General features: G+C 46.9%; 26 protein-coding genes. 7 read left to right on the forward strand and 19 right to left on the reverse strand.

Annotated elements, in window-relative coordinates; genetic code table 11:
- Nucleotides 1-158: 158 nt before the first annotated feature.
- The 4 genes from ACE1CM_RS38130 (at nucleotide 159) to ACE1CM_RS38145 (ending at nucleotide 2,268) form a co-directional block, all read left to right on the forward strand.
- Nucleotides 159-722 (forward strand): type II toxin-antitoxin system HicB family antitoxin, encoded by a 564-nt coding sequence (locus tag ACE1CM_RS38130; RefSeq protein ID WP_374884151.1) that lies wholly within the window; start codon nucleotides 159-161, stop codon nucleotides 720-722.
- Nucleotides 719-1,141: a type II toxin-antitoxin system VapC family toxin gene (locus ACE1CM_RS38135; RefSeq protein ID WP_374884152.1), complete on the forward strand. Its 423-nt coding sequence runs from the start codon at nucleotides 719-721 to the stop codon at nucleotides 1,139-1,141. The genes ACE1CM_RS38130 and ACE1CM_RS38135 overlap by 4 nt, the downstream gene beginning before the upstream one ends.
- A gap of 422 nt (nucleotides 1,142-1,563) precedes the next feature.
- Nucleotides 1,564-1,743: a hypothetical protein gene (locus ACE1CM_RS38140; RefSeq protein WP_374884153.1), complete on the forward strand. Its 180-nt coding sequence runs from the start codon at nucleotides 1,564-1,566 to the stop codon at nucleotides 1,741-1,743.
- Between the two features lie 129 nt (nucleotides 1,744-1,872).
- Complete coding sequence (locus ACE1CM_RS38145; RefSeq protein WP_374884154.1) at nucleotides 1,873-2,268, forward strand: hypothetical protein; 396 nt, start codon at nucleotides 1,873-1,875, stop codon at nucleotides 2,266-2,268.
- 114 nt (nucleotides 2,269-2,382) lie between these two features.
- On the opposite strand, the gene ACE1CM_RS38150 is transcribed toward ACE1CM_RS38145, so the two are convergent.
- Both ACE1CM_RS38150 and ACE1CM_RS38155 read right to left on the reverse strand, forming a co-directional pair.
- Nucleotides 2,383-2,811: a hypothetical protein gene (locus ACE1CM_RS38150; protein WP_374884155.1), complete on the reverse strand. Its 429-nt coding sequence runs from the start codon at nucleotides 2,809-2,811 to the stop codon at nucleotides 2,383-2,385.
- A gap of 15 nt (nucleotides 2,812-2,826) precedes the next feature.
- A complete protein-coding gene (locus tag ACE1CM_RS38155) occupies nucleotides 2,827-3,324 on the reverse strand; it encodes a DUF6232 family protein (RefSeq protein ID WP_374884156.1) in 498 nt (165 codons plus the stop codon).
- Between the two features lie 244 nt (nucleotides 3,325-3,568).
- Here ACE1CM_RS38155 and ACE1CM_RS38160 point away from each other — a divergent pair, with 244 nt between their 5' ends.
- On the forward strand, nucleotides 3,569-4,057 hold the full coding sequence (locus ACE1CM_RS38160; RefSeq protein WP_374884157.1) for a helix-turn-helix transcriptional regulator: 489 nt from the start codon (nucleotides 3,569-3,571) through the stop codon (nucleotides 4,055-4,057).
- Between the two features lie 225 nt (nucleotides 4,058-4,282).
- Here the strand turns inward: ACE1CM_RS38160 and ACE1CM_RS38165 are convergent, their stop codons facing one another.
- From ACE1CM_RS38165 to ACE1CM_RS38195, 7 genes are all read right to left on the reverse strand, one after another.
- Nucleotides 4,283-4,483 carry a hypothetical protein gene (locus tag ACE1CM_RS38165; RefSeq protein WP_374884158.1) on the reverse strand — a complete coding sequence of 67 codons (201 nt, stop codon included), beginning with the start codon at nucleotides 4,481-4,483 and terminating at the stop codon, nucleotides 4,283-4,285.
- Nucleotides 4,484-4,736: 253 nt separating this feature from the next.
- The gene (locus ACE1CM_RS38170) at nucleotides 4,737-5,075 is read right to left on the reverse strand and encodes a DUF433 domain-containing protein (RefSeq protein ID WP_374884159.1); all 339 of its coding nucleotides are present in this window, start codon (nucleotides 5,073-5,075) and stop codon (nucleotides 4,737-4,739) included.
- Nucleotides 5,076-5,131: 56 nt separating this feature from the next.
- Nucleotides 5,132-5,452 carry a DUF5615 family PIN-like protein gene (locus ACE1CM_RS38175; protein ID WP_374884160.1) on the reverse strand — a complete coding sequence of 107 codons (321 nt, stop codon included), beginning with the start codon at nucleotides 5,450-5,452 and terminating at the stop codon, nucleotides 5,132-5,134.
- Nucleotide 5,453: 1 nt separating this feature from the next.
- A complete protein-coding gene (locus ACE1CM_RS38180) occupies nucleotides 5,454-5,672 on the reverse strand; it encodes a DUF433 domain-containing protein (RefSeq protein ID WP_374884161.1) in 219 nt (72 codons plus the stop codon).
- 418 nt (nucleotides 5,673-6,090) lie between these two features.
- Nucleotides 6,091-6,228: a photosystem II reaction center protein K gene (locus ACE1CM_RS38185; RefSeq protein WP_226592548.1), complete on the reverse strand. Its 138-nt coding sequence runs from the start codon at nucleotides 6,226-6,228 to the stop codon at nucleotides 6,091-6,093.
- Nucleotides 6,229-6,294: 66 nt separating this feature from the next.
- Nucleotides 6,295-7,413, reverse strand: a complete 1,119-nt coding sequence (tgt, locus tag ACE1CM_RS38190) for a tRNA guanosine(34) transglycosylase Tgt (protein ID WP_374884162.1) — start codon at nucleotides 7,411-7,413, stop codon at nucleotides 6,295-6,297.
- A 201-nt stretch (nucleotides 7,414-7,614) separates the two neighbouring features.
- Nucleotides 7,615-8,064 carry a hypothetical protein gene (locus ACE1CM_RS38195; protein WP_374884163.1) on the reverse strand — a complete coding sequence of 150 codons (450 nt, stop codon included), beginning with the start codon at nucleotides 8,062-8,064 and terminating at the stop codon, nucleotides 7,615-7,617.
- 329 nt (nucleotides 8,065-8,393) lie between these two features.
- On the opposite strand from ACE1CM_RS38195, the gene cobS reads away from it, so the two are divergent.
- Entirely contained in the window at nucleotides 8,394-9,185 is a 792-nt protein-coding gene (gene cobS, locus ACE1CM_RS38200; RefSeq protein WP_374884164.1) for an adenosylcobinamide-GDP ribazoletransferase, read from the forward strand.
- A 206-nt stretch (nucleotides 9,186-9,391) separates the two neighbouring features.
- On the opposite strand, the gene ACE1CM_RS38205 is transcribed toward cobS, so the two are convergent.
- Together ACE1CM_RS38205 and ACE1CM_RS38210 are read right to left on the reverse strand one after the other, a co-directional pair.
- Nucleotides 9,392-9,850, reverse strand: coding sequence for a PPC domain-containing protein (locus ACE1CM_RS38205; RefSeq protein ID WP_374884165.1), 459 nt, complete (start codon nucleotides 9,848-9,850; stop codon nucleotides 9,392-9,394).
- Nucleotides 9,851-9,958: 108 nt separating this feature from the next.
- On the reverse strand, nucleotides 9,959-10,645 hold the full coding sequence (locus tag ACE1CM_RS38210) for a ComF family protein (RefSeq protein WP_374884166.1): 687 nt from the start codon (nucleotides 10,643-10,645) through the stop codon (nucleotides 9,959-9,961).
- 433 nt (nucleotides 10,646-11,078) lie between these two features.
- On the opposite strand from ACE1CM_RS38210, the gene ACE1CM_RS38215 reads away from it, so the two are divergent.
- The gene (locus ACE1CM_RS38215) at nucleotides 11,079-11,393 is read left to right on the forward strand and encodes a TMEM14 family protein (protein ID WP_374884167.1); all 315 of its coding nucleotides are present in this window, start codon (nucleotides 11,079-11,081) and stop codon (nucleotides 11,391-11,393) included.
- A 176-nt stretch (nucleotides 11,394-11,569) separates the two neighbouring features.
- On the opposite strand, the gene ACE1CM_RS38220 is transcribed toward ACE1CM_RS38215, so the two are convergent.
- The 8 genes from ACE1CM_RS38220 to purC all read right to left on the reverse strand — a co-directional run bounded on the left by ACE1CM_RS38220 (nucleotide 11,570) and on the right by purC (nucleotide 20,951).
- Entirely contained in the window at nucleotides 11,570-11,770 is a 201-nt protein-coding gene (locus ACE1CM_RS38220) for a hypothetical protein (protein ID WP_374884168.1), read from the reverse strand.
- 309 nt (nucleotides 11,771-12,079) lie between these two features.
- Complete coding sequence (locus ACE1CM_RS38225; protein ID WP_374884169.1) at nucleotides 12,080-13,414, reverse strand: DNA cytosine methyltransferase; 1,335 nt, start codon at nucleotides 13,412-13,414, stop codon at nucleotides 12,080-12,082.
- A gap of 55 nt (nucleotides 13,415-13,469) precedes the next feature.
- Nucleotides 13,470-14,633: a lipid-A-disaccharide synthase gene (gene lpxB, locus ACE1CM_RS38230; protein WP_374884178.1), complete on the reverse strand. Its 1,164-nt coding sequence runs from the start codon at nucleotides 14,631-14,633 to the stop codon at nucleotides 13,470-13,472.
- 59 nt (nucleotides 14,634-14,692) lie between these two features.
- The gene (lpxA, locus tag ACE1CM_RS38235) at nucleotides 14,693-15,520 is read right to left on the reverse strand and encodes an acyl-ACP--UDP-N-acetylglucosamine O-acyltransferase (RefSeq protein ID WP_374884170.1); all 828 of its coding nucleotides are present in this window, start codon (nucleotides 15,518-15,520) and stop codon (nucleotides 14,693-14,695) included.
- A gap of 130 nt (nucleotides 15,521-15,650) precedes the next feature.
- Complete coding sequence (gene fabZ, locus ACE1CM_RS38240; protein WP_374884171.1) at nucleotides 15,651-16,151, reverse strand: 3-hydroxyacyl-ACP dehydratase FabZ; 501 nt, start codon at nucleotides 16,149-16,151, stop codon at nucleotides 15,651-15,653.
- Between the two features lie 219 nt (nucleotides 16,152-16,370).
- Entirely contained in the window at nucleotides 16,371-17,240 is an 870-nt protein-coding gene (lpxC, locus tag ACE1CM_RS38245) for a UDP-3-O-acyl-N-acetylglucosamine deacetylase (protein WP_374884179.1), read from the reverse strand.
- Between the two features lie 196 nt (nucleotides 17,241-17,436).
- Nucleotides 17,437-19,923 (reverse strand): BamA/TamA family outer membrane protein, encoded by a 2,487-nt coding sequence (locus tag ACE1CM_RS38250; protein ID WP_374884180.1) that lies wholly within the window; start codon nucleotides 19,921-19,923, stop codon nucleotides 17,437-17,439.
- Nucleotides 19,924-20,219: 296 nt separating this feature from the next.
- On the reverse strand, nucleotides 20,220-20,951 hold the full coding sequence (gene purC, locus ACE1CM_RS38255) for a phosphoribosylaminoimidazolesuccinocarboxamide synthase (protein ID WP_374884172.1): 732 nt from the start codon (nucleotides 20,949-20,951) through the stop codon (nucleotides 20,220-20,222).
- Between the last annotated feature and the right edge of the window lie 29 nt (nucleotides 20,952-20,980).

A 20,980-nucleotide genomic window follows, 5' to 3' on the forward strand; every position in this document is an offset into this window, starting at 1 on the left:
GATGCGATTCGCTGCAAGGGTAGCTTCGCTTCACGCGAAGCGCGTGCCAATGGCATATCGCCGAGCGATTTAATTATAAAATCGCTCGGCGATCGCGTCCCAAACAGGCTCAAAAATTTGTAAGTTATAATCAATAAAAACCGAGGCTAAGACAGATTATGAACGCTACTTTAGTAACGACTTTAGGCCAACCATTGACCCAATTAACTTACTCTATATTGGTTGAAAAGGAAACAGAGGGAAGTTATAAAGCAACGGTGTGGGGATTAACAGATTGTCAAGGGACTGGGGAGACGAAAGAGAGTGCGATCGCCAATCTCCGCCATCATCTAAAAGCGCGTCTAGAAAAAGCTGAAGTAGTCTCGCAAGAAATCCCCCTCTCAAAATTAACTTACACCGTAATAGTTGAAGAAACAGAAGGAAATTATCAAGCGACGGTGTGGGGATTACCAGAAATTCAAGCAACTGGGGAGACGAAAGAAACTGTATTAAAAAGTATCAACCAGCTTTTAACAGCACGTTTGGAAAAAGTAGAAGTTATTACTGATAAAATCGATTTACCTTCTAAAGCCGAGCATCCTTGGATGAAATTTGCTGGTATGTTCAAAGACGATCCAGACTTCGAGGCGGTGCAAGCAGATATTGAAGCCTATCGTCGCGAACTCGATGCCGAGATGGAAGCGTATTATCAACAACTTGATGCAGAGGAACAAGCTAAGTGAGTTTGTGGATACTTGATACAGATTGTGTCTCGCTTTTTCAAAACGATCATCCAGTTGTAAGGCAGCGTGTTAATGCAACCAATCCTGAAGAAATTGCTGTCACAATTATCACGTTTGAAGAACAAGTCTATGGACGGCTGAATCGTATTAGGAGGGCAAATTCTGGAGATGCACTGATTTCAGCTTATGCAAAATTAGCAGCGGCTCTAAATTACTTCAAAACTGTGAATGTGCTTGATTTTGACCAAGATGCTTATGATTGTTACGCTGAATTAGTTCGGCAACGAGTTCGTATTGGTACCCAAGATTTACGCATTGCTGCTACTGTAATCTCTAGAAACGGTATTCTGGTAACGCGAAATCGACGGGATTTTGAACGAGTTCCCGGTTTGGTGTTTGAAGATTGGAGTATTGCTTAATTTCAGCCAGTCTTCGGAGGCTTATTGTCAACGATCCTGGTAGGGGCACGGCGGGAGAAAACCTTATCGTTAAGAGCAAAGCTTATTGATGCCGTGCCCCTACAACTCTGATTTTTACCTTATTCTAGCCACGCCTGGGCCATCTGTTTGACTCTTCCGCGTTGTTCGGGTTTTATGGGGTTTTCGCCTGTAATTGCACTCAATACTGTTCATATTGCGAGCAAATCTGGCTAGTATTCCTATTGTAGCCGATGCGCTGGTTATGATGGAATTTGGGGGGATGGAAGAGTGCGATCGCATCTAAATCAACCAACCCTAAATAACTAAAGTTGAAAGTTACGATCGAGTTGAAGTTTAACCCTGACTAAATCGCGAAAACACCAATTGCTCTCTATCGACAAGGCAATGCTAATTCTCCCAGAATGGACAATGTTAGACCTAATAAGGATATTGCCACTTATAATGAGAACGAGCAAGTTTGGGTGATGACTACTTTAGCCGATGGCAAATCACCAGGAGGGGTTTCTACATTTGCCACCCAAGGATCTGGGAAAAACTGGTGGAAATTAGACCCTGGTACTGACATCCCACAGGAATTATAATTGCTTAACGACCGCGATAACCACTGGTTATGGAAACCGAGTAAAACTATGCTGATGGATGAATACGCAGCACTTCGATTAATACGTGCATCTTTTTATAAAGTAAGTTAACAGATTTGGCATTTTTAATTGAATGATAGGATTGTTTACCTACCAGCGATCGCATCTGAGGAGAGTCAAATGAATTTATCATTTAAAGACATACAGTTTATCATTGAAGCCATCGATCGTTTGATGGAAACCTATCAAGAACGTCTCAATAACATAGAAGATATAGATGAGGATGAGGCATCCGATCTCGGCAATGACTCTATGTTTTTGGCAGCACTGAGGACAGACTTAGCAAAAAGTTTGGAACAAGGTGTTTCCCCTCAAACGAAAGATAGTTCATTAACAAACTTAGAAGGGTTATCTTTGCCAGAGTTAATGCAGCCAGTTTTACAATTATTAATTAAGGAGCGCTTAGTCTTGATAGACGCAATTACCGAGTCGATTCGTAATGAACTTTCACTGAGTAAACTCTAGTGCGATTCGCTGCAAGGGTAGCTTCGCTTCACGCGCAGCGTGCGGTCGGCATATCGCTCCTCAATTTGATAGGGTGATGGGGGAGCGATCGCATTTACGGGTTTCTCTAAACTATCAGATACCGAATAGCTTGGATAACAAGGGAAGTATATTATTCCAAGCTTCTAGCAAAGTTGCCCCAGTTTGTAATCCAGAAAAGATTCCTTTCAACATCGTAATAGCATTATCTGCCTTCCCCTGCACTTCTCCTTCATTGGAATTTTGAGCCGCTTTTTCGAGTTCTCCTACTTGCTTCAAGGCTTTTATTTTGTTCTTTTCATCCAAACCAGGTTCAGTTTCAATAGCTGTTTTTAGCTTTTCCAGAAGCTCTTTTATTCCTGGTTTCTCAGGGTCAGTAGATGGAGGTATTTTGTTGATAGCAGCTGATACGTTACCTTTCACAGTACTATCCTGTATCAGATTTCCTTCAAAATCTCCGCCAATGCTGATTGAGTTATTTGCCATACCACAATTCTCCAAAATGACACCTGAATTGAGCTTCATATCACTTTATAATTATTAATGTTTACTTGATACATCCCCACCAACTTTACCCCCTTGTATGATATTTCCTGTAATACTTCCGCCAATTTGGATAGTCATGGAACTGCCGTCTTGAGCATTTTCTGTAAAATCATATAGTTTCATAACTGCCTTCTTTAACCAAGCTGTATCGCTAGTTATAAATATTTTTCCATCTCCAGAGTTCAGATATAATTTTAGTCCGTACATTTTGGGTTGAGCAATATTATATATCAAGGCTGCAATTGAAATCATAATTAGTATCCCTCCCCATTCTTGAGCAAAATTGCCAACAATAGCTCCCAATACAAACAAGACAAAAATAAATAAATACGGAATTTTTTTAGTCTGTACTTCACCTATACCAAATCCAGTAACATTGCGAAATTGATAAACATCATCACCAAACCTGACTGTTTTTTTGGTAATGTATAGGACTTCTGCCTTTTCTATAGAAGTCTTATCATCTCCTTGCAAGAATGTACTTAAAGTCATAATTTAATTTTTCACAACCGTTGTCAAAACCAGACTTTCCGAGAAATAGTCGCAAAACCGAGGCTTTTCCGTCTTGGAGTGGCTTTTTGCCTATATTGCCGCCTCCGTTCCACTTACAGCACCCTTAAACTTACCTGCTCTCAGTTATTCTTTACCTAGAATAAACAAGCTATAACTAGCCGTCTCCTGATAAATATCAGGAAGTATGCTAGGATTACGTAAGTAATTTCCGCTACTTCCAGCTATGGCATCGGCTAATGAGCAGTTTACCCAAGCGGCGAACCACTGGGACTTGGAAACGCTGTACGCAGATTTGGCATCTGCTAAGGGGAAGCGTTTGACACCCGTGGAGAAGCTGCACCTGCGGGGGTTGCTTTGCGGTTATAGTCCGGCTGAAATAGCGGAAAAGCTTGGCAAGGATGTTAAGGGAGTTGAAACCGATCTATGTGCCACTATTTACAGGTATGTTAAAAGTCTGCTGGATAAATGTAATGAAAAGATAGGTAATTGGAGAAATATTACTGAATGGCTTGAGGATGCAGGATATAAAACTCAGTCAAATGCTCAAGTGCCAGTTAATAGTTTGCTACCTGGAAATAGTGTAGTTAATATAACTAATATAACTATTGATAATAATCAAATAGTATTTCTGATTAACCTGAGAATACCAACATCAAAACTTTCAGAAGTGTCAATACAAGACATAAATATTGACGACAGCGCTGCTAAATAGAGTTTTTCTACAATTCAACTGCGTAGTATGGTGAAACTGCTGACGGCGCTGAAGCGCCTACTAAGAACGGTGCGATCGCATCCTTATATCCAGTCCTGTAGTAGAGACGTTACATGTAACGTCTCTACTCATACAGTTAATGGTGTTTTTGGGGCGGGTTTTACAAGTTTCCTTTGATCAAAAGCGAATTGTATTGATAAACCCGCCCCCCGCGCGATCGCATCCTTATTGAGGAATGGGCAAGTGAACAATTTGGTCTTGATATTCCTCATCAAAAGAACCACCCGCAATCAAAATCAACTCTTCAAGAGTCTCGCCAATACTCATATCCGGATTGAGAATCAAAATCCCTGGCACATGACGATTTTGGGTAATATGTTCGATTAAGTGGACGGGCATTGAAGTGCGATTATTTGTCACTAGCACAAAGTTATATTCTTCACACCAAATCAATATTTCCGGGTCTAACGTGCCTTTTGCAGGACAGCCAGGTTCTCCTACTGCACGAACTACTAAATCCGGTTCGCGTCGTCGCAGTTGATGGGTAAGCTGCTACGCACCTAATTTGAGAGTCAAATTTTCCCTTCTTCTTGTGGGGTGGGCATCTTGCCCGCCTCTTTATTGGATTTAAATGCGTAGCAGCTTATAAACTGGATTGACATTTTCATCAATGAGATATTTAAGCATTGCTTGCCTTTCTCATCTCTGCTTTTGCTGCCTTAATTTTCATCAATCTTTGCACAACTGGCGGCGGATTGCGTTTTTGTTCCTCCCGCATTTTGTGTCCCCACTCTAGCCAGTCAGCAATATATTTGCTAACTTCTTCTTTGTTGTGCAAGTAATAAAGAATTGTGGCATAAACTTGTTCGAGACTTAGGGATGTATAAATATTGGCGATTTCCTCTGGAGTCCTGGCGCGATAGATATACTCGTACAAAATAGTTTCAATGCCGATGCGCGAACCTTTGAGACGAATGTCATTAGGTGCGAGAAAGTTAAAGTAATCTTCTAGTTGCATGGTTCAATTTCTCCTTATATCAATTATTGTATCCACAGGCGATCGCCAATTCTCAATTAAATGCTCACAACTGTAGCTTTACCTTTTTCTGCTGTGGGCAAAATAGACAGAATATTAGGGACGAGGGGTTTGAGATCGGCTAATCGGTTTGATGATGCCTGTAGTACGAGAACAGCAATGTTAAATGTTGGTAGGTTTTGCTGGAATGACAAATTGCGGTCTACTGTAATAAAAACATCGAACTCGGCTTCGGCGAGGGTAAGAAGTTGACCATTCTTAATTCCTGCCCATCCCATTTGCGGAACTGTCTTTACCTCATAAGTTGTCAGTTCCCTCGCTAGTTTGCGGTCGATACACTCATCAAGTAGCAGTTTCATGCTATGCAACCATATTCGTAATTTGCGTTTCCATTATTTCTAGCAAACTAATCACCTGCTCTCTTGTTACAGTCGGAAATCCATCCAAAAATTCATCAATAGATTCTCCCGCTTTCAGATAATCCAAGAGCGTTTGAACGGGGACTCTAGTTCCTGTAAAAACTGGCGTACCCCCCATAACTTCTGGGGATGAACTGACGATTTGGTTATTGGTAAGCATACAGGGTTATACAATCTTAGGTCAGATATTCACCATGTTAGGCTGCTCTTACTGTAACTGCACATACGATGCGCGATTCCCTGACGCGGCGCTGTCTTCGCTAAAGCGCTTACTACGAGCCAATTTTGCCGCTTTACGCCCAAGAACTCATAGATACTAAATATCGTCAACTGGTGCCGTACTCTGCGGGCTAACCCACCCTACAAATAGAGGTTACTCCCCTCTCCTTGCAGGAGAGGGGTAGGGGGAGAGGTCAAGAGGTTACTCCCCTCTCCTTGCAGGAGAGGGGTAGGGGGAGAGGTCAAGAGGTTACTCCCCTCTCCTTGCAGGAGAGGGGTAGGGGGAGAGGTCAAAAAAAGCAGCTACCCCGTCTCCAGAGTAGCCACCTATTTTTCTTTTAGATAATCCTTTTATCGGTTTATCTGAAACCAACAGCTGCTTGCCATACGAAGGCTAACAGCAAGAAAAACACGGGAATCACAGGTAGAACATCTACCAGGGGGTCGAAAATTGAGTAAGCTTCAGGCAGTTTTGCCAACAACAGCGCTGCTTCCATGAATTATGTTTCCTCTCCAACACAGCTTTTTTCATAATTGTCGTATATCTTAACATGCTATGCGCCTTATGAATCGGGTTCAGGCGCAAGCCAATCAGCAAATTCTTCTGCAAAGCGATCGCTCGCTATCGCCTCCCTGATCCGCTGCGTAAAACGGATCAGTTCGGTAATGTTGTGTATCGATAGTAACGTGTATGCCAAAATTTCCCGCGACTTCACCAAGTGGCACAAATAAGCACGGCTAAAGTTCTGGCAAGTATAACAAGGACAACTCTCATCCAGCGGTGTAAAATCTTCCTTAAATTGGGCGTTTTTCAGGTTCCAGCGTTCCCCGCTTACCATCGCCGTCCCGTGTCTCGCCCACCTGGTGGGTATCACGCAATCGAATAGATCCACACCAGCGGCGATCGCTTGCGTCATTTCGCGATATGTCCCCACCCCCATCAAATAGCGCGGCTTCTCGAATGGCAAAATCGGTGTAGTAACTTTTACAATCTTTTCGATCAGTGCTGCCGGTTCTCCCACACTGACGCCGCCAATCGCATATCCCGGTAAATCCAAGTCTACCAAAGCTTTTGCGGCTTCTTGCCTCAAAGAAGGATAAACCCCGCCTTGCACAATTCCAAACAATGCCTGATCGGCACGCCCGTGTGCCTTGATACATCGCTCTAACCAGCGGTAAGTCCGCCCAGTTGCCGCTTCCACCTCTTCTCGACTCGCGGGGTAAGGCGGACATTCGTCAAACGCCATAATTACATCTGCCCCCAGCGCATTTTGAATCTGAATCGATCGCTCTGGCGTTAATTCAATGACGCGCCCGTCATACGGCGATCGAAATCTTGCTCCCTCTTCAGTAATTTTACGTATTCCACTTAAGCTAAAAACCTGAAATCCGCCCGAATCGGTGAGCATCGGACCGTTCCATCCCATAAACTTGTGGAGACCACCACCACTGGCTACAATATTTTCTCCTGGTCGGAGGTGGAGGTGATAGGTATTCGCTAAAACCATCTGCGCCCCCGTGTCCCGTAATTGCGCCGGAGTTACAGTTTTGACGGTGGCTAGGGTTCCGACGGGCATAAAGCGCGGTGTTTCTACAATTCCATGTGGCGTAGTAAAAACACCTACACGCGCTTTAGTATGGCTACAGCGAGCCTGACATTGAAAAGAAAATTTGTAGCTCAAAATTAATTCAAACCGGCTGATATAGCTAGGGGCTAGGGGCAATGGGGTTGAAGGGTCTAGCAATCTTGGATTTCAGGCTCTAAGAACGTTCATTATGCCAGTGCGGTTGCTATATTTGGCAAAATAGGGCATCGGGCAAAAGTAATTCTCACCCGCTCACACAGGCGAGACGCCTGTGCTACCCTGCACACCTGCACTAGATTAAAAAGGCTCATCATCTTCGTCAATTTGCAGATCCCACTTACCGGAGAGGACTTGATCGACGACTGCATCTAGGGCGGCGGCATTAAATTTGGCAGTGCATCGCTCTTGCAGGGAATTTGAGATCGGAATCAAGCGCAAGCGGCGACTATCTTGAACTAGATCGAAATAGCACTCGCTCTCTGGGGATTGTTTTAATTCCAGATAATCGAAACTATAGAGATTCAAATAAATTGCGCGGTTAGCAACTAACGTAGCGCGATTTGGATCGGCAAAGACTTCCAGCACGTATCCTTCTCCCTGACTTTGCAAGCGTTCGTCCTGGATGTGGAGATAACGGACCTGGTGCAAATCTGCTAGCAGTCTATGCATGTCCAACTTGTTAACAACAATGCCCGTATCGATAATACAGGGAGCTGGCAGCTGAGTAGGGGATGGATCGTGTCGCATAAAGATAAATACCTTTGGCCTCAACGCGCCTTGATATTGGCAGGAAATTGGTAGATACAACAACAGGGGTCAGACCCTACAGGCTTGCCTTAAGATTAAAAACATCAAGCAGCCTGAAACAGGATGCCTCAAATCCAGGGTATGGGTTGGGCGAAGACTTGTAGAATCGGCTTTAATTCCAGAATAGCTGGTATGTCCGAAATAATCACTATGTTATTTGGAGAATTTATCACCCCTTCGTAATGGAATTTACTTACTTGACGACCTCAAATCTAGCTATTTGATACACGCACTGGCGTAGGGATACGGTAGGCGGTAGGAGTGTGACGGTGAATCATCGACGCTTGGAACAATCGAAAAGCCCATTTTGGCAAAGACAGGGGGCGGCACTCGCCGCCGCGATCGCATTCTACACCTGTCTCCCCGTGCCCACGAGTTGGACGCTCGCCTTCCGGGGAATGGCGCGCCTCGCCCCCCTGATCGGATTGATGATTGGGGGAATGTTGGGATTGCTTGATTTTGGCTTACAACAGCTAAGAATGCCTGACCTCACCCGATCTGCCCTCGTAGTTGTGGCGTGGATCGCTTTGACTGGGGGACTGCATCTCGATGGAGCGATGGATACGGCGGATGGACTGGCAGTTCAAGATCCCGAACGTCGCTTAGAGGTGATGTCAGATAGCCTGACGGGGGCATTTGGGGCGATGGCAGCGATCGCGGTATTACTGCTCAAAACCACCGCTCTGTGCGATCTAGAATCCTATCGCCCGGTTGTGTTAATGGCAGCAGCGGGGTGGGGAAGGTGGGGACAGCTGGTGGCAATTATTTCTTATCCTTACCTCAAAGCAGAGGGCAAAGGTGCCATTCATAAAGAATCGATTCATTCGCCTAACGATTTGTTGCCGGGACTGGTGCTATTGTTGGCACTAAGCGCCTTACAAATTTTCCTGGAGCGGCGTAGTTGGATTTTAGCCGCTGGTATGACCTTTGGTGGAGGAGCGATCGCAGTTCTCACAGGTGCCTGGTTTAATCATAAATTGGGCGGTCATACCGGCGATACTTACGGTGCCGTCGTCGAGTGGACAGAAGCTTTATTACTCTGTCTGCTAACTGGACTTTAAATTGGTGGGGAAAATGGGACGCTAAGGACACGGGGACGCTAAGGAGGCGAGGGGGGAAATAATGATGAAGATGGGGAAGATGGGGAAGATAGAGAAGATTTGGAAAATCGGGAAGAAATTACTTCTAGTTCAAGAGTTTTCGTGTCCCCCCATCTTTGCGTCCCCCCATCTTTGCGTCCCCGCCTCCCCGCGTCAAAGCGTCTCCATTACTGAACGGGTCGCAACCGCGTTACCTTAAGCTTAAAATCACCCCCTGCGGTTTCGCCGAAAGCTCGCACCCGGACAATATAAGTCCCTCCATCTTTAATGCGCGTGAATAAAAGCGAGTTAGTGCTGCCATCTGGGCCATCATCATTTTCCGCTACCGTTGCGCCGTCTTTAGATAGCAGCGTCACAATCGTATCAAAGCCCTCAGACGTTAGATCGATCGCTACATTGTCTCCCCCAGTCAGAGTCACCGTATAGTCTTGCGCAAACCCGCCCTGTCCCGTGGGAATATCTTTATCTGAGAGGTTACCGCTCACCTCGCCACCAGGGGGTAAAGGCTGTGGATTATACGCCTGACATTGTTGAGCGCGAACGCCGCCAGCACACAGACTGAGCGCTAGCAAGGTGGCAGGAACTATCGGTACGGATCTAAACCGAGTAGCGAAAGCTTGAATCATGATAAAGCGCAGTATTTCGGCAAAAAAAGCGTAAGCGTGTTAATTATAGAGGTCGCTGTTTAGACTTTCTTTGATTGGCAGCAGCCGCATCTTAAATTTATCTAAAAATTATCGGGGAGAAACATTCTGCCCGGAAGCAGCGATCGCTACCAAACCATACACCCTTATCCCTTGTCGGCGCAACACATCAGCCGCCGCCCGCGCCGTCGCCCCAGTTGTGTAAATATCATCTAATAACAGCACGCTGGCAGCAGAACCTGACTTTTGCCATTTTTTCCCCACTGCAAAAGCGCTCTGGAGGTTTTTCTCCCGTTCTGCCGCTCCCAGTGTAAACTGAGCTTCAGTTTCCCGCACTCGTTCCAAGCCGTGTCGCTGCAAGGGTAATCTCGTTACCTGACAAAAACTTTCTGCCAGCAATTCGGCTTGATTATATCCGCGCTGGCGTTGTTTGCTGGCGTGGAGGGGAATCGGGACGACTGTCAGTTTCTCGGTCCTGGCGAGGTCAGAATTGAGCCATGCTTTACCGAGCCATTGTCCCAAGGGTTGGGCGATTTGGGGTTTATTATCGTATTTCAGCGCAGCGAGCGATCGCTTAACCGCACCGCCATAGCTACCCCAAGCAAACACTGGCAACTCAGAGTGCCAAAGTTGCCTCGCGCTATTGAGTTGACACCGTTGCAGTTGTCGCTGACAGTACAGACATAACACTTCCGGCGTTTGACGCTGGCAGATGGGACAATTCGATTGCAGGAATAAACTTAACAAGCCGTTAATCTTTGGTATCCGGATTCCCATGTAGAATCTAATTCGCACTCCTTGCGATCAACCACCCGCCGCGAACGTCACCATAATCAAAATGGAAAGTAAAAGACCGGGACTTAGTAATAATGCTAACATTCCTAGCTCTTGTAAAGACATAATACTAACCTCTGCTACATAGGCTTTTTCACCTTACCAAAACTACTTTTTATTCCCATCCATCTCCAGGCTTATGCTTCCCTAAATTTATCTAATTCATGACTTACGCACTTCAAAGGCCAGAAACCCGGTTTTTTCGGAAATTTCTCCGTGCCAAACCCACGATTTCTCATATCACCTTAGTTTCTTTGCGTAATTATAATTTTTAGATTTGGGCGCACTTTAACGAGATATCTTGCCCCGCTCACAGACTGGTTGGTCAAAGTGCTACCCTACTAATCTTTCTTTCTCCTACCTTGACCTTAAAACTATGGTTCAAATCGCAGTTTTTACCATTCCAGTTTATGCTTTGATTGTGATTTTTGGCGGCGTTTTCGGTTACCTCAAAGCCAAAAGCAAAATGTCTCTCATATCTGGGCTAGTCAGCGGTGCGGCTTTATTAGCAACCTGGTTGTTGCCGGGAGCGACAGGGATAAAATTGGGGATAGCAACCGCGATCGCAGCCGTTCTTTTAATCACTTTTATTATCAGGTTTGTTCGCACTCGTAAATTTATGCCAGCCGGTTTGATGATGTTGTTGAGTTTGGCAGCAACTATTGCGTTTGCTTTGGGTTGGCTGGCCTAGGCATATTTTTTCTGGCAAAACCCCGCGAACACAGTTTACATCTTGTGGAATAGGGGAATGAAAAATGTGCGAAAATAGCAAAAACCTAAGCTGTGCTTCCCTTGGAGAGCCAAACCAGTAATTTTTCGTAATTAAAGGTAGCAGAGAATACAAGGCTGTTGCTAGTAGGTGAGAATTTAATCGACAATTTTGACCAAGCCATGCCGGACGCCATAAAGTAGACGGTTAATGATGACTTGATCTGCTTCGCTCAGAGAATCATTTAACAGGGCAGATCTAATCTGATACCGATCGGCAAGCGTCATTCTACCAGAAACCATGATCTGACCGGAGAGCGCTTCGATGGTAGCGGAGTGCCAATAGAGTTGAGATTGCATAGCAGTAAGGCAATAGCGAAACTCAGCTATTTTAATATCGTCAAATTATTGAGGAAGTTAGGTGATTGGCAGCATATAAAAAACGTGAGAATAGTCCGGCAATATTGTGATATGGATTGCCGAAAAAATGTGACGATTTTGTCCGATTTTAGTGACACAGATCATAGAAAAATAGCGAATTTGCTCAACCGTAGACGGGGTGCGATCAGATCTTGCACCAATAGACGGGCAGGCGGGACGCCCACCCCACAAGAGATCAATTTTGCTTGTGGGATGGGCATCCTGCCCCTTTGCCCACCCCACAAGAGATCAATTTTGCTTGTGGGATGGGCATCCTGCCCGTCCGGACATTTTAGGTGCAAGATCTGAGTTTGACAAACCCAGTTTCTGCGTCTGTTCTGCCCAATATTTACTGGCTGCGACAGGGTTAAAATTAATTAATTGGGTGTTTCCCAGTGGCAGCGGTTTTGTTGGCTTTGGCGGCATAACATCTAAAGCGGCAATAACTTGCTGAGCGATCGCACCTGCCAATAAAGGCGGTACGGCATTGCCAACTTGCCGGAAACCGTGCCATTTGGTTGTATGAAAGCGGAACCAGTCTGGAAACGAGTGCAATCGGGCTGCTTCGCGCACGGAAATCACCCTGGGTCGGGTAGGATGGATCGGACGAGGGGAAGTGTAGCGACCGCGTTCCGATCCTGTCCCCGCACGCAAGGTGTGACAGAGTCCGTCCCAGTCGAGGCGTCGCAGGTGACTGATGGCATCTAGCTGACCTGGGGGTAAATCCTGAAAGCGCTCAATACAGGTATCTTTGTGTTTAGTGCGACGGGAACTGGTCAAAAGTTGGCGATTCCAGAGTCGCTGTTGGGAAAAATCGGTTTGATCGCCGTCTTGACCTCGCATTTGCCGCCCATAGCGCGTCGCCGATGCTTCGCTTGCTCTTATAGTCGCCTCACTCAGCAATACCTCGTCGGTTTTCCACAGTTCGGGAAAGTCATCTAAATCTGGCAGGTCGGCGATCGCATCCCTGACGGTTACCTTGTTCCCCTGGCGGGGTTCTGGATAGGATAAGGGCGACTCCCCAGCGCGAGATCCCAATAAAAACAACCGCCGCCGTTGCTGCGGGACGCCAAAATCTGCGGCGTTTAAACATTGAATTGGTTGTGTAATGCAATACCCATTGCTTTCAAATTCCTGAATTAACCGCTCTAGCAATTGATTGTATCGCTTAGAAATCATTCCCGGTACGTTCTCCATCACAAAATACCGAGGTTTTAATTCGCACACCAAACGACAAAAATGAAACACCAACTCGTTGCGATCGTCATCGACGCAATTCTTGCCCATGATCGAAAACCCTTGACAGGGTGGCCCACCGATGATTAAATCAATTTCAGATTTTGGATTGAGAAATTTTCTCTGCTCCTCTTGCCGCAAAAGAGCTTGCCAAATCATCTCGCCGGATAGGGTGGTAATATCGGCAGCTAAAACAAGGGTTTGGGGGAAGTTATAGGCATAGACGGCGGCGTGGATTGGATCGCGTTCAATTGCCACCAATACATCGAAACCAGCTTGTTCTATCCCCAGGGAAAACCCACCCGCACCTGCAAATAAATCGATGGCAATGGGACGACGACAATCCATTTTAGATTTTAGATTTTAGATTTTAGATTGCAGATTTTAGATTTGAGATTTGAGATTAAAATCTGCAATCTAAAATTGCCAGAATTTCTTTAGCAGCGCGATCGCACGCGCCTACTTGTCCCAAAGCTTGCCGCATTTGGCGATAGTCTGCAAGGGTTTTTTGGCGCTGGGTTGGTTCTAGCAGGTGCAACGCTTCCCGGACAATATTTTCTGGGGTAGCCTGTTCTTGCAGCAACTCTGGCACAATCGACTTCATCTCGACTAAGTTTGGGGGCGACATAAAGGGAATAGAAAATTTTAGCACCTGGCGGGCGATCCAAGCAGTGAGCGGGTTGACGCGGTAAATTACGACTTGCGGCACGTCTAGTAGGGCTAATTCTAAGTTAACCGTGCCGGATTTGGCGATCGCTAGGTCAGCAGATGCAAGTACTTCTTTAGTTTTATCCGCTACTAGGGTAGCGCGAAGACCATAATTTTGAATTGCTTGTGAGATCGGTTGTCGGTAGGCTTCTAAAGAGAGGGGAATCCAAAAATAAACTTGGGGTAATTTTGCTTGGATAATTTTAGCCGCCTGGAACATTACCGGGAGGACGTATTTTAATTCTTGGCGTCGGGAGGCGGGGATGAGAGCGATCGCTATTTGCTCTGAGTTTATACCCAATGCTGCACGGGCTGTTTCTCGGTTGGGAAATGCCTGCATCCGGTCTACAATTGGATGACCCACCCAAGTAACTTTTGCCCCGTTTTTTTGGAAATATCGCGCTTCTTCCGGGAATATAGCCAATACAAGATCCGTACCGTTGACGATGCGCGCCGTATTTTGCGGACTGAGGGACCAAACCCACTCTTGGGGTGTAATAAAATATACAATCGGTACTTGCGGTGCGACTTGGCGGAGATAGCTGCTAATGACTAAATTTGGTCCCATATAGTCAATTAGCACGACGAGATCCGGGGGGTATTGTTGCAGGTATTGTTTAGCGCGACGCTGGATTTGAAGGCTAGGAAAAATATAAGCGAGAGACTCGAATAAACCGATGGAACCGATGCTGGTAGTATTGCCCAGAATAGTAGCACCAGCAGCAGCCATGCGCGAGCCTCCCAAGGCGACAATTTCTAATTGCAAATTAGAAATACTAGCTAGTCGCTGCAACGCCTCGATCAGCAACGCCCCCTGAAGATCCCCAGATACCTCTCCAGTACTAATAAAGATTCCCACAGGAGTAGCTTCTTTCCCCGCGTCTCCCTGTCTTTGCGTCTCCCCATCTGTACTACTCTTCACTCATCACTCCTTCCGCCCAAACGGCGTCCTGGAATTAACCCTCGGCGTCCTTTGGTTTGGGAGAGTTGCAGGAAGTGATGTAAATGCTGCAATTGTTCGCTAGCTGGTAGCAGTTCTAACTGTTCTAAAGCTTGATTGAAAGTTAGTCCAGATCTATACAAAATGCGGAAAGCTTTTTTGAGGGTTTGAAAAACTTGCCCTTGGTCTAATTCAGTAATTCCAGCGCGTTTGAGTCCGACTTGATTGAGGGATCGCACGCGGGATGGATTCCCTTCTACTAGCATATAAGGCGGCACATCGCGGTCGATGCGACTCATCCCGCCTACCATTGCCAAACGTCCAATCCGCACAAATTGATGAATTCCTAATACTCCGCCGATCACAGCTTTAGACTCGATGTAGACATGTCCGGCTAAAGCCACAGAATTAGTAATAATAACAGAATCTTCAATTGTACAATTGTGGGCAACGTGGGAGTAGGCCATCAACAGATTATTATTACCAATTAAAGTTGCTTCGGGTTCGCGGGTGGCGCGGTTAATGGTAACGTATTCGCGAATTTTATTGCCGTTGCCGATTATTACTCGCGTCGGAGAACCATCGTACTTTAAATCTTGGGGTTCTAAACCAATAGCTGCACCGGGGAAAATTTGATTGCATTCGCCTATTTCCGTATCCCCATCGATCACCACGTGGGCGCCGATCGCCGTTCCCGCACCAACTTTTACTTTTTCTCCAATTACCGCGTATGCACCTACTTGCACCGTCGGGTGTAATTCTGCCCCAGGATGAATAACAGCGGTTGGATGAATGAGGGTTTTCAAGGGTCTTACTCCAAAGAATTTGAGATTTTAGATTTTAGATTTTAGATTTATATGGCTAGTGGTTCTTAGGTGGTTGAGAGAGATTTTTTCCATTACCAATTCCCATCCAAAATCCAAAATCTAAAATTGTTTAGTCTACGAGAGAAAACATCATTTCTGCTTCGGCGGCTAATTGACCATCTACTTCAGCCTTGCCCTGCATTTTACCGAAACGACGCTGCTTGACCCACAGCAGTTCCACTGTCATTACTAATTGGTCGCCGGGAACGACGGGACGCCGGAATCGGGTTTTATCAATTCCAGCAAACATAAATAAACCTTCTGGCATATCGGGCATCTGCTTCATGATGATGCCGCCGACTTGCGCCATTGCTTCTACAATTAAAACACCTGGCATAATCGGACGACCGGGAAAATGGCCTTGAAAAAATGGTTCGTTGACGGTGACGTTTTTAATCCCAACTGCCTGCTTTCCTTCTGTGTAATCGATAATTCGATCGACTAATAAAAAGGGATAGCGGTGGGGCAGTAGTTGTTGAATTTCTTCGATTGTGAGTACGGTTTTAGTAGCTGGTGCTTCAGCGGCGGGTGCAGGAGACTCAGGAGCGTTTGTGTCAGTCAGAGTAGACATTTGGCAATTTTAGATTTTAGATTTGGGATTTTAGATTTTAACAGGGAAGAGGGTAGTAGGTAGTTCAGGACTTACGCAAAGAAACTTGGTTTCTCAGAAAAATCGTTGGGAAAGGGAACCAGAGATCAACGAATAAACCGGGTTTGTGGCCTCGTCGTGGGTAAGTCCTGTAGTTGTTTGATATTTTTCCATTACCAATTACCAATTACCAATTACCAATTACCAATTACCATCTAAAATCCGTCGGGCGAGTTGGATATGCAAGTTGTGGCTTGCTTTGTAAGCTAAGAAGTGAGCAATGGGGAAACTTCCCAATAAGCTCAAGTCGCCTACTAAGTCTAAGATTTTATGACGCACTGGCTCATTTGCAAATCTTAAGGTCGGATTAATCCAGCCATCTGGACCGCAAACGAGGGCGTTGTCTAAACTGCCACCTTTGATTAAACCTTTGGCGCGTAACTCGTCGATTTGGTGGAGTAAACCAAAGGTGCGGGCGGGCGCGATCGCTTCAGAAAAACTTTCGCGGCTTGGTGACCAACTATACCACTGATTGCCCATCGCGGGTAGGTCGAAGTCGATTCCGTAGCTAAAGCGCAGTTCTGGTGAGGGTATTGCCGCTACGAACGCATCGCCTTGATGTACCCAGATTGGCTGTTGCAGGGGACCACCGGCACTCTTGTGCAGGTGTGCAGGTGAGAATATAGATTCAAATTCCCCTCTGCTCACCTGCTCCTCTGCTAATTTTGCTGCGGCGATCGCTTCACACCACATGCTTGCCGATCCATCGAGTAAAGGCACTTCCGGACCATCAATTTCGATGCGGGCGTTGTCTACACCCATTGCAGCTAAGGCAGCTAGCAGGTGTTCTACGGTGCGGACAGAAATTTCACCCTGACCTAGCTGGGTAGACAAAATCGTTTGACTCACAGCTTCCAAACGCGCAGGAATAACAGGTTCTCCCGGCAGATCCACCCGCACAAAATAACGACCTTCTCCAGGGGATGCCGGTAGGACTCGCACTTTAGTAACAACGCCGCTGTGGAGTCCGACCCCCGATAATTCAAACATAGATGCGATCGTGCTGACCATAGACAATTGCAGATTTCTTGACTTTACTCTTTTTCCTCTATCATCTTCCTTCTTCTTTCTTGGCGTCCTTGGCGTCTACCCTACGGGAAGCCGCGCTTCGCGTCTATGGCGGTTCAATAAATCTAAAATTGCAGATTTAAAATCCCAGATTTTCTCCTATTAAATCTGAAATCTAAAATCTGCAATTCTTAAATTCCTAAAAGCGTTCGCCGATGCCGAAGTGAAAGCGACCGTCCCCGTCATCATTTATACCGTAATCCAGCCTAATCGGCCCTAGGGGTGATTGAATGCGGACGCCTAGACCGTAGCCGAAGCCGGTACCGGGTTTGTCCCGAATTCCGGCTGGGTTACCCGGTACGTTGCTGGCTGTTCCCAAGTCGGAACCAAAATCGACGAATAAAGCGCCGCCGAGAAAGTTAAAAATCGGGAAGCGATATTCTGCGGTAGCTTGGACGTAACTGCGACCGCTGCCTAAATCTCCTTCATCGTAGCCCCGCACCGAGTTCGCACCACCCAAGGAGAATGCTTCATAAGGTGGTAGGTCAAACAAAACGGTTCCCGCTTGCAGGTTAAAAGCTAGTGCTTGCGGACCTCTGGCGAAGCCCGTAAATCTTACAGGTATGTAGTAACTATAGCTACCGCGCAGCCTGGTAAGGAAAATGCTGCCCAGACCAATCGGCACCGATTGATCGACACCAACTCGGAATAAGGAACCGCTAGTGGGGCGCTGGCGGTCGTTGCGGACATCGCGCACGAGGCCAAATTGTACGGTGACTAGGTCGTCGCTGCCTTCGCCGCTGAAACTCAAATCGTTGCCGAGTTCGTCTTCTGGACTAATGTCGCCATCGCGATCGCGTATGGAAACCCGTTGATACTGCAACCCTAAAGATGCCTGCCAGTCTGGCACGATAAAGGGATTTCTCGCCAAAGGACGGTTGAAGGTAACGCCGCCACCTAGCCGCACTATGCGCGGGCGATCGCCGTTTTCCAGTTCGACTTCTCTGTCGCCGCCGTCAAAAATCAACGAGATCGAACGCCGTCTAAAGAAGTTTACCGTGTAAGAAGTCCTGTAAGGATCGCCGCCGATCCAAGGATCGGTGAAGCGCAAGTCAAACAACAACTCCCGCTGCCCCAACTGCACTTCTGCACCCAATTTTTGGTTATTTCCGCCCACATTTTGCTGTTGATAGCTGACCGAACCAAACAACCCGCTGGCGGAACTAAATCCAGCCCCCGCCGCAATCGAACCGCTGCTTCTTTCTTTGACGTTAACCGTTACAACGGCTCTGCGGGGGTCTTGTCCTGGACTGAGGGACACCTGTACGTCTTCAAACAAACCGAGTCCAAATACGCGCCGCAAATCGCTTTGGATGCGATCGCGGTTAAATACTTGCCCCGGTTTGAGTTCCATTTCCCGCAAAATAATATACTGGCGGGTGCGGCCTCGGATCGGTCTACCTTGGGCATCTTGTGCATCCCCTTCTTTATTTAAGAAGCGGACTTGAATATCTTCCACCACCCCTTCTGCAACCACCAAGGTGACGGTGCCATCGGGAGAGACGCGGGAGTCAACTACCTGAGCTAATACAAAACCCCGCTCTTGATACCACTGGTTTAACCGCTTGATCGCTTCTTGCAAGTCGCGGAAGTTGAGGATTCTACCGTACTGAGGACTGAAAATGTCGTTAATAACACTTTGAGTAACAGCTTGAGTTCCCTCGGTTTGTACCCCTTTCAGCACCGGGTTTTGATCGACGACAAACGTAATTCGCACGCCCAATGGTGTATCTTCTGGCACAACGCGCACGTTGGTGAAAAAGCCGGTGGCAAAAATAGCATTGATATCTTGTTGCAATTGCGATCGCGTAGTAGTGCGTCCGGGTTGGGTGCGAATCGCATCGTAAACTACGCCCTGCAAGTCGCCTTCTGCACCGCTGACAACCACTTCTGCCACCAATACGCGGGGTTCGTCGGGAGCGGGGGAAGGCTGGGCATTTGATGGCTCAGAAGGCGTCCCAGGCGTTCTCTGAGGAATATTCAGTTCGATATTTGGAGAAGAGGGCGGGGGGTTTAATTCGAGCTGAATTTGATTGGGCGTTTCTTGGGTAGGAGTTGGCGTTCCTTGGGGTGGAGTTCCCGGCGTCCCAGGCGTTTCCGGTTCTACTTGGGGAGTTGGTGGCGGTGTGGGTTCGCTCTGCGGGGCGAAAGTATCCGTTGGTGCATCCGTAGGCGATGGCGTTGCCGGTGCTTGCGCCAGCAGTTCTGGGGTGCGATCGTTAGTACTTAGTAAAAGCTCCTCTGCTCCAGAGCTCCCCTGCTCCTCTGCGGTATGAGGCAGAGATGCTAAAGATGGAAACACTTCTGCCGCCGCCTTGGGTTGAAGATCTGCAAGCAGCGCTAGGGAATCCGTCATTGGGGTTTCTACAGATGCTGCTGCTGTCGCTGTCCCCTTGTTGATTTCATTTTTGGCAACAGGTTTGAGCAGCGACCCTGAGGCGTTAGAATCGTCCTCCTTACTGTTGTTGCCTTTTTTCTCTTCTTTAGTTCTAGTTCGCCCTCTGCTTTTAACATCAGCAGCAATATCTGGCGAGGAGGCATCAGCGGTTTGTGCTTTCGCTGGTAATAAGTTACTAAAAGCGGTTGAGGCAGCCACCGCTGCCAGCAAAACTGGTGATAAGCGCATTTTGTTCACTTTGTCAAACACTTCCACACACCAAAGGAACGCGAGCAAGCAATTCCCTGTTAGCTTCTGGGATTTTCGCACAAGCGCTAGCTCAAAAGCATACATCGGTTAGCGGACACTGACGCGGTCACCGACAAGATTGTTGCTTCCCCTTTCGTAGTGACTAAGAAGACGCGGGGAAAGGGAGACGCGGGGAAAGGGAGACGGGTCGAGTTGTGTAGAAACCAGAAACATTCCCCGTGTCCCCGCGTCAGAGCGTCAGAGCGTCAGAGCGTCCTCTGCGGGACCAGTCGCTACTACAAGCCTTGATCTGCCTGCTGTAAAACCCGTTCCAGGACTTGCTGATAGGCGCTTTCTACATTACCCAAATCGCGCCGGAAGCGGTCTTTATCCAACACTCGTCGGTTCGGATCGGTTTCTTTGGCATCCCACAAGCGGCAGGTGTCGGGGCTGATTTCATCGGCTAATAGTATTTGCTGTTGAGAGTCGGTGCCAAACTCCAGCTTGAAGTCTACCAGGGTAATGCCGCACTGGCTGAAAAAGTCTTGCAGAATTGTGTTAATTTGCAACGCCAGCTTGACAAGTTGCTCTACTTGTGATTCAGTTGCCAGTTCGAGCAGGAATAAGCGCTCGCGGGTGAGTAGCGGATCTCCCAAGGCGTCGTTCTTGTAATAAAATTCAACCAAAGGTTGGGGTAAAACCTTACCTTCTGGCAATCCGGTTTGCTTGCACAAACTCCCAGCAGCAATATTGCGGACAACCACTTCTAACGGTAAAATTTTTACAGCTTTAACCCGCATTTGATTCGGCGCAGGTTGGTCGATAAAGTGGGTGGGAATACCATTCGCTTCCATCACCTGAAACAGACGACTAGCGATCTTGGCGTTAATCTCGCCTTTGCCGACGATGCTGCCCCGTTTCTGGGCGTTAAACGCCGTAGCGTCGTCTTTATAATGAGTCAGCAAAACCTTTGGATCGTCGGTGCTATAGAGAATTTTGGCTTTGCCTTCGTATAGTTTTTCGTTCATTGGTAATTGGTAATTGGTAATTGCTAATT

The organism is Microseira sp. BLCC-F43 (genome assembly GCF_041929235.1).
Classification (GTDB): domain Bacteria; phylum Cyanobacteriota; class Cyanobacteriia; order Cyanobacteriales; family Aerosakkonemataceae; genus Microseira.